At 73.3% G+C, this 7,321-nt stretch carries 5 protein-coding genes and 1 pseudogene; all 6 read right to left on the reverse strand.

The features are described from left to right. Positions 1 to 183: 183 nt before the first annotated feature. Entirely contained in the window at positions 184 to 1,845 is a 1,662-nt protein-coding gene (locus ABT300_RS39205) for a cellulase family glycosylhydrolase (RefSeq protein WP_351686514.1), read from the reverse strand. Positions 1,846 to 2,254: 409 nt separating this feature from the next. Further along, the gene (locus ABT300_RS39210) at positions 2,255 to 2,827 is read right to left on the reverse strand and encodes a MarR family winged helix-turn-helix transcriptional regulator (RefSeq protein ID WP_351686517.1); all 573 of its coding nucleotides are present in this window, start codon (positions 2,825 to 2,827) and stop codon (positions 2,255 to 2,257) included. 125 nt (positions 2,828 to 2,952) lie between these two features. Beyond that, complete coding sequence (locus ABT300_RS39215) at positions 2,953 to 3,894, reverse strand: LLM class flavin-dependent oxidoreductase (RefSeq protein WP_351686519.1); 942 nt, start codon at positions 3,892 to 3,894, stop codon at positions 2,953 to 2,955. A 91-nt stretch (positions 3,895 to 3,985) separates the two neighbouring features. Further along, complete coding sequence (locus ABT300_RS39220) at positions 3,986 to 5,683, reverse strand: amidohydrolase (protein WP_351686522.1); 1,698 nt, start codon at positions 5,681 to 5,683, stop codon at positions 3,986 to 3,988. A gap of 100 nt (positions 5,684 to 5,783) precedes the next feature. Next, positions 5,784 to 6,785: an ABC transporter permease gene (locus tag ABT300_RS39225; RefSeq protein ID WP_351686524.1), complete on the reverse strand. Its 1,002-nt coding sequence runs from the start codon at positions 6,783 to 6,785 to the stop codon at positions 5,784 to 5,786. After that, positions 6,782 to 7,321 (reverse strand): annotated as a pseudogene (locus ABT300_RS39230) (sugar ABC transporter ATP-binding protein); the annotation flags it as partial. The pseudogene ABT300_RS39230 and the gene ABT300_RS39225, both read right to left, overlap by 4 nt.

Here is a 7,321-nt window from a genome sequence, read left to right on the forward strand (position 1 = left end):
CACCCACTCCCCGACAACCTTGTTTTGTTGTTGCGTGACTGGTGTTCAGAGGTGTGCACATCCGTTCTCCCCCCGCATGGCGTGGACACGGCGCGGGGCGGCGGCACCACGGGAGCGCGGGAGCCGCCGCCCTCACTGCCTCCCGCACCGGCGAAGGCGACCGGAAGGGCCGATGACGTTGTGTCAGGACGTCTTGCACGCACCACCGTTGAGCGTGAACGCGGTCGGCGCGGTGTTGGCCGCGCCCTTGCTGCCGATGAAGCCGACGGTGACCGAGCCGCCGGCGGGGACGGTGGAGGTGTAGGCGGCGGGCGTGACGGTCACCGTGCCTCCACTCTGGGCCGCGGAGCCGCCCCACATGTTGCCGACGGTCTGGCCGTCGGCGAAGGCGAAGACCAGCTTCCAGCCGCTGATGGGGGTGGCGCCGGTGTTGCGCAGGGCGATGTCTCCCTGGAAGCCGCCCGGCCACTCCCCCACCACGCGGTAGGAGACGGAACAGGCCACGGCGGGCGCGCTGCCCGTGGTGACGTTCACCGTCGCCGAGCGGGCGGAGCGGTTCCCGGCGGCGTCGCGGGCGTACACGGCGAAGGTGTGGGCGGTGTTCGCCGTGAGCCCGGTGAGGGTGGCGGTGACACCGGTGGACGTGGCGACCTTGGTCTCGGTGGCGCCGCTGACCCGCACCACGTCGTAGCCGGCGACGCCGACGTCATCGGTGGCGGCGGACCAGGAGAGGGTCACGGAGGTCGCCGTCACCGCCGAGGCGGTCGGGGCGCCCGGGGCGGTCGGCGCCTGGGTGTCACCCGGCGAGCCGCCGCCGAAGACGGTGGCCTCCTTCGCCGTCTGCGCGATGCCGTTGGCGCCGTTGAAGATGCGCTTGCCCCACGAACTGAGCTGGGCGGGATCGAAGTTGAGCGTCAGGTCGAGGATCGGGTCGGTGTTGCCGCTCCACGACCAGGCCAGGTAGCCGAGCTTCAGCTGCTCGGCGGCGGCCATCATGGTGTCCTCGTCGGGGTCGCCGTACTGGTCCGCGGGGCCGCCGAACTCACCGATGAGTACGGGGAGTTCGGCCGCGACGAACGAGTTCAGATAGTCGGTGATCTCCGCGGCCGTGTCGAAGACGCTGTACATGTGGATCGAGAAGATCAGGTTGCCGGTGGTGTCGGCGGCGTACACGGACCGGGCGTTGGCCTTCATCACGCCCTGCCAGTCCTGGCCCCAGTTGGGGGCGTCCACCATGATCGTGTGCTGGAGTCCGGCGGCGCGCAGCTTCTTGACCGCGGCGATCGTGGGCGCCGTCCAGCCCGCCGGGTCGGTGTTGCCCCAGGGCTCGTTGCCGATGTTGACGATGATGTAGTCCTCCTGGCCGGCCAGGACGGACTTCAGGCCGATCCAGTAGTCGGCCGCCTGGTCCAGCGTGCCGGCCGCCGCCTCCTCGCCGTAGCCGGTGGTGTCGTGCACCTCCAGCACGCAGATCAGCCGGTTGGCCTTGCACTGGGCTATCACGCCCGCGACGTCGGCGGCGCTGTTGGCGCTCCAGCGGTGGCCGTCGGCGAGGACGACGCGCACGGCGTTGGCGCCCATCGCCTTGATGTCGGCCAGCGACTGCTGCGTCCTGCCCGGGTACCAGGTGTGGGCGTGGTTGACGCCGCGCATCACGAAGTCGTTTCCGTTGGCCTCGACGAGACGTCCGTCGCTGATGTGCAGGCCGCTCGCGAGGGCGCCGGCCGGCTGCGCCTGCGCGGCCGTCGGACACAGGGCGCCCAGCAGGACCAGGCCGAGGAGGGCCGCGAGCCTGGTCAGCAGCCTGGCTGGAGAGGAGGTGCGTGGGGCGTGCACAGTGCTCACGGCGACTCCTGGGGTGAGGCCGGGGGAACCCGACCGGCGGGAGGGGTGGGGGGAACACGGAGCAGGTCGGGAGGGCGTGGGGGGCCACCGACGCATGGGAGCGCTCCCATGAAGCCACTATGCCAAGTACACGTCAAGACGTCGCGCACATACCGGCTCGTCCCGTCCTGGCCGCAGGCACCGGTCGTCGTGTCACTGCGCCCGCGGATCGCGCCCGACGACGGACGCGGCGTCCCTCGTGCCGGGCCCGGGCCCGGTTTCGCCCCCGGCTTCGGCTTCGGCGCCGGTTTCGGCGCCGGTTTCGGCTTCGGCGTCGCTCCCGGTTTCAGCTTCGGCATCGGCTTCGGTTGCGGTCCGCCGATCTCCGTATGCCCGGAGATCGGCGGACAGGGCGCCGACCGGGCCCGGTTCAGGCCTTCGGACGGCGACCGCTGCGGCGGGGGGCCGGTTCGGCGCCGTCGAGGAGGTCGGCGCGCCGCTCCTCGCCCTCCTCCTCGACCTGCCGCACGACGCGGCGCAGCCCGTCGGCGACGGTCCGGCACTCCTCGTCGCTGAGCCGGGCGGCCACGAACGCCTCCTCCTCGTTGAAGGCCGGGAACAGCCGCCGCATGAGCGCCTCCCCCTCGTCGGTGAGGCTGAGCAGCACCAGCCTGCCGTCGGTGGGATGCCCGGCCCGACGGACCAGACCGCGGCCCTCCAGGGTGCGCGCCACGCCGGTCAGCGTCCCCTTGGAGATCCCGGCCTCCTCGGCGACGTGCCGCGTCTCCGACTCCCCCCACACCCACACCACCCACAGCACGACGAACGCGGTCCAGGTCAGGTCGGAGCCGCGCAGCACGGAGTTCTCCAGGTGCTGCCGTACCGCCGAAGCGGCGCGGTAGATGTTCGCGACGACGGCCATCTGCTCGCGTCGCAGCGGGATGCCGCCGAGTTTGGCCTCGGCGAGCTTCTCGGCTTCGGCGATGGATCGCTGGCCGGGCATCGGCACACTCCTTCGGCCACGGGGCGCGTGGGTCGGTGGATCGTCGTGTTGTTCGGGCTCAAATTGTACGAAACGACATCCCGGCCCGGAGCAGGGGCGGGGCACGGGCACCAGGCTCGCGCGGCTCAGCGGGTGAACGCCTCGACGCGGCGCATCACCTCACGGCAGAACGCGCCGACCCCGGCGGGGTCGTCGGTGAACTGGTTCGGCTTGACGCAGAACGTGGTGAAGCCCTGCTCCAGTTGTTCCGGTATCCCGGCGAGCGCGGCTCCGAGGTCGGCGGTGGAGCGGTCGTCGGGGAAGACCCCCTGCGCGCCGCCGATCATCTCGAGATCGGCGAGGTCCCGGCCGGCGGCGGTCATGGCCTCCTCGAGCGTGCGCAGATCCTGCGGCGTCGGCCGCCCGAGCGGGTGGAAGCCGTGGCCGTGCCGCACGAGCCGACGCAACACCGGTCCGGCCAGGCGCTGTCCGCCGAACCAGAGCCGTGGGCCTTCGGGCCGGAACGCCTTGGGCTCGAAGTAGACGTCCCGGAAAGGATAGTGCACGCTCTCGTGCGAGATCGGCGACGGCCCCCAGGCCTTGGCCCAGACGTCGAGATGCTCGTCCAGCAGCCGGCCCCGGCGGGCGAAGGGCACGCCCAGCGCGTCGTACTCGTCCCGGCTCCAGCTCACTGTCGGCTGCACCAGCAGCCGCCCCTCGCTGATCAGGTCGAGGGTGCCCAACTCCCGTGCCATCAGCAGCGGGTGGCGCAGCGGCGCGAGGACCGCTGCCGCGGCGAGCCGCAGCCGCTCGGTGACCGCGGCGACGGCGGCCAGCAGGAGCAGTGAGTGGGGCCAGGGGGTGTACGGGTCCTGGTTGCCCGGGAGGACGTAGTCGCGGGGGTTGCCCATGACGCCGTCGGCGGCCGCGTCCGGGCCGAGCACGATGTGCTCGCTGACCATGACGGCGTCGAAGCCGGCGTCCTCGGCCTCGCGCGCCCATCGGATCGCTGTGGGCAGATCTGCCCGGCCGCCGGTGAGCGTCCAGTTCTCGCTGAGGACGAGCAGCATGCGGGGTGCGGTGGTCATGTCGTCTCCTTCCGTTCCTTCCGTCACTCCGGCGTCGGTGGGCCGCATGCCCTGCCCGGTCCGCTCGAAGAGGTCGATCTCCCTCGTCCGCTCAGCGCTCGTGGACGACGCGGCCGTCGAACACCGTGAGGTCCACCTCGGCGTCGGTGACGGTGTGCGGGTCCCGGTCCAGCAGCGGGCGGTCCAGGACGCACAGGTCGGCGACCTTGCCGACCTCGATCGAGCCCTTCCACTCCTCGGCGAAGTCCTGGCGGGCCGGGTGGACGGTGTAGGCGCGCAGCGCGTCGGCGAGCGGCACGCACTGCTCGGGTCCGCTCGGGCGGCCGCTCGCCTTGGACTCCCGCAGCAGCATCGCGCTCACCCCTTGGCGCCAGTCGGGCTCGGTGATCGGGGCGTCGGAGCTGGCGCACACCCGCACCCCGGCCTCGACGGCGGAGCGCACCGGCCACTGGTAGGCCGAGCGCTCGGGGCCGACGACCTCGTCCATCAGGTCGGAGACGGTCCACTTGATGGCCGGGTTCATGTTGACGCCGTAGCCGTGGGCGGCCAGCTTGGCGAGGCTGCGGGCGCCGACGAAGTCGCCGTGGATGACGTAGTGCCGGGCGTCGGGCCGCGGTGCGGCGGCGTTCGCGGCGACGAACGCGTCGACGACCTCGTCGATGGCCCGGTCGCCGGTGACGTGCACGCCGAGCTGGAAGCCCGCCTCGTGGGCGACGCGGATCATCTCGCGCAGTTCGCCGCTGCGCAGCGCGGGCGTGTCGCCGTGCACGCAGAGCGCGCCGTGGCCGCCGCCGGCGTACGGCTCGTTCATCCAGGCGGTGCGGTTGGGGGGCACGCCGTCGGCGAAGATCTTGACGCCGATGGCGTTCAGCAGGCGCGGGTCCGCCGAGTCGGGGCGGCGCAGTTCGGCCAGTCCCTTGCGGACGTCGTCGGCCGAGCCGCCCATCGGCGCGGGCAGCAGCAGCACGCTGACCCGGGCCTCGAGTTCTCCGCTGGCCGCGAGATCGGCGTAGGCGGTCCAGTTGTCGGTGCTCAGCCCGCCGAAGAAGGAGCCTGCTCCGCCGGGGCCGAGGCCCGGTTCGGTGTAGCTGGTGATGCCGCGGGAGTGGAGTTCGCGCACCACGCCCTGGATCGCGCGGCGGCGCTGGTCGACCGTGGGCGTGGGCAGCTGGACGTGGACGACTTGCTGGGCGGCTTCGCGCAGGATGCCGGTGGGGCTGCCGTCGGGGTCGGCGTCGATGACGCCGCCGGGCGGCGGCACGCTGTCCGCGTCGAGGCCGCAGCGGCGCAGCGCGGCGCTGTTGACCCAGACGAGGTGCGAGGAGAAGTGGGTCAGGCAGACCGGGTTGTCCGGGGCGACGGCGTCCAGGTCGCGGCGGTGCGGGAAGCGCCGCGGGTCGGCGAGGCACTCCGCGAGGTAGCCGGCGTCCCAGCCCAGCCCGACGATCCAGTCGCCGGGCCGCGCGGCGCGGGCCGCCCGGCCGACCGCGTCGGCGATGTCGGCGATCGATCCGACCGCCGGGTGGCCGACGTCGAGGGCGAACGGCGGCTTGGTCATGCCGTACGCGGCGCCGTGGAGATGGGAGTCGTTGATGCCGGGCAGCACGGTCCGGCCGCCGAGTTCGACGAGGCGGGTGCCGGGTCCGGCCAGGGCGCGCATGTCCGCGTCGCCGCCGACGGCGACGATGTCCCGGCCGCGCACGGCCAGGCCCTCGGCCACGGTGAAGTCGCCGTCGACGGTCAGGACCTGGCCGCCGGTCAGGACGAGGGAGGGGGCGCTGTCGTTCACGTGGCACCTTTCGAAGCGGGGGTGGAGCGGGTGTGTCGGGAGCGGTGGTGCGCGGGCGGATCGGGACTCGCGGGAGGGCCGGCGGTGGGGCGGGCGGGGCTCACCGGTTCGGCCGGGGCCCGAAGAAGGCGAGGGCCGCGCCGGCGACGAGTGCGGCGCCCTGGGCCATCTGCTGCCAGAACGTCGGCACGCTCAGCAATGTCAGCCCGTTCTGCAGGCAGCCGAGGAACAGCACGCCGAGCAGGACGCCGAGAACGGAGCCGGACCCCCCGGTCAGGGCCACCCCGCCGAGGAGCACCGCCGTGAGCACCGTCAGTTCGAATCCGGCCCCCGAGGTGCCGGCGACGACGCTGTCCAGCACCGAGGCCTTGATCGCGCCGGCGAGCGCGGCCGCGACGCCCGTCACGACGAACAGCGCGAACGGGGTGCGGCGGACGCCGATGCCGGAGAGGTAGGCGGCCTCCCGGTTGACGCCGATCGCGAAGACGTGCCGGCCGGCCGGGGTGAGCGCCAGGAACAGCGCGCCCGCCACGAGGACGAGGGCGGCGATGACGACCGGTGCGTCGATCCCGGCGATCCGGGACCCGCCGAGCCAGGCGAACCCGGAGCCGAAACCGCTCAGCGGCAGCGGGAAGAGCTGCTGCGCGAAACCGCGCACCGCCGTCAGCATGCCGAGGGTCACGATGAACGCGGACAGTCCCAGGTAGCAGCACAGCACACCGTTGACGGCGCCGACCGCGGCGCCCGCCGCCAGCGCCCCGAGCACGGCGACGGCCGGCGACTGGTGCTGCTCCCCGGCGAGCCAGCCGGCCACCAGACCGCCGAGGGCGAGGGTGGAGCCGACGGAGAGGTCGAGGTAGCCGCTGATGACCAGCAGGGCCAGCGGCACGGCCACGATGGCGACCGCGGCGGCGTCGGTGGCGATCCCGCGGAGGTTGCCGGAGTCCAGGAAGCTGCCGGTCGTCGACTGGAAGACGAGCACCATGACGGCGAGGACGGGCAGCAGCGGCTGCCGCCGTACGGCGTGGAGCGCGGTGTGCGCCGCCGTGCGGGGGACGGGCAGCAGACGGTCGGCCGAGGGTGCGGTGGTCGCGGAGGTCATGCCGCTCCTTCCGTGGTCGTGGCGGGCGCCGGGGTCGAAGCCGGGGACGGGGCCGCAGTCGAGTCCGGCGACGGGGTCGGTGACGGGGTGGGCCCGGGGGCCTGGGTGGCCGGTCGGGCGGTTTCGTGGACGGCCGAGAGGAGGGCGGTCTCGGTGAGTTCGGCGCCGGAGAGCTCGCCGGTCACCCGGCCGCCGGAGACGATCAGACAGCGGTGGGCGAGCGCGACGACCTCCTCGGGGTCGCTGGACGCGCACAGCACCGCCGTGCCGTGCCGTGCGGCCAGCGCGGACACCACCTGGTAGATCTCCTGCCGGGCGCCGACGTCGACGCCCTGCGTCGGATCGTCCAGCAGGAGGACGTCGACGTCGTGCGCCTCGTTGACCCACCGGCCCAGGACGAGCTTTTGCTGGTTGCCGCCGGAGAAGGCGGCCGCCGGCAGCCGGGGGTCGGCCGGGCGCAGCCCCATGGCGTCAGACAGACCGGCGAAGACCCGCCGTTCCGCGCGCAGCGCCCGCACCCCCCGCCGGGACAGTCC

The organism is Streptomyces sp. NPDC001027 (assembly GCF_040299045.1).
GTDB lineage: Bacteria > Actinomycetota > Actinomycetes > Streptomycetales > Streptomycetaceae > Streptomyces.

Bases quoted from the DNA above. Each gene is read 5' to 3' on its own strand.
- ABT300_RS39210 (WP_351686517.1), bottom strand. From the start codon at position 2,827: ATGCCCGGCCAGCGATCCATCGCCGAAGCCGAGAAGCTCGCCGAGGCC.
- ABT300_RS39215 (WP_351686519.1), bottom strand. From the start codon at position 3,894: ATGACCACCGCACCCCGCATGCTGCTCGTCCTCAGCGAGAACTGGACG.
- ABT300_RS39225 (WP_351686524.1), bottom strand. From the start codon at position 6,785: ATGACCTCCGCGACCACCGCACCCTCGGCCGACCGTCTGCTGCCCGTC.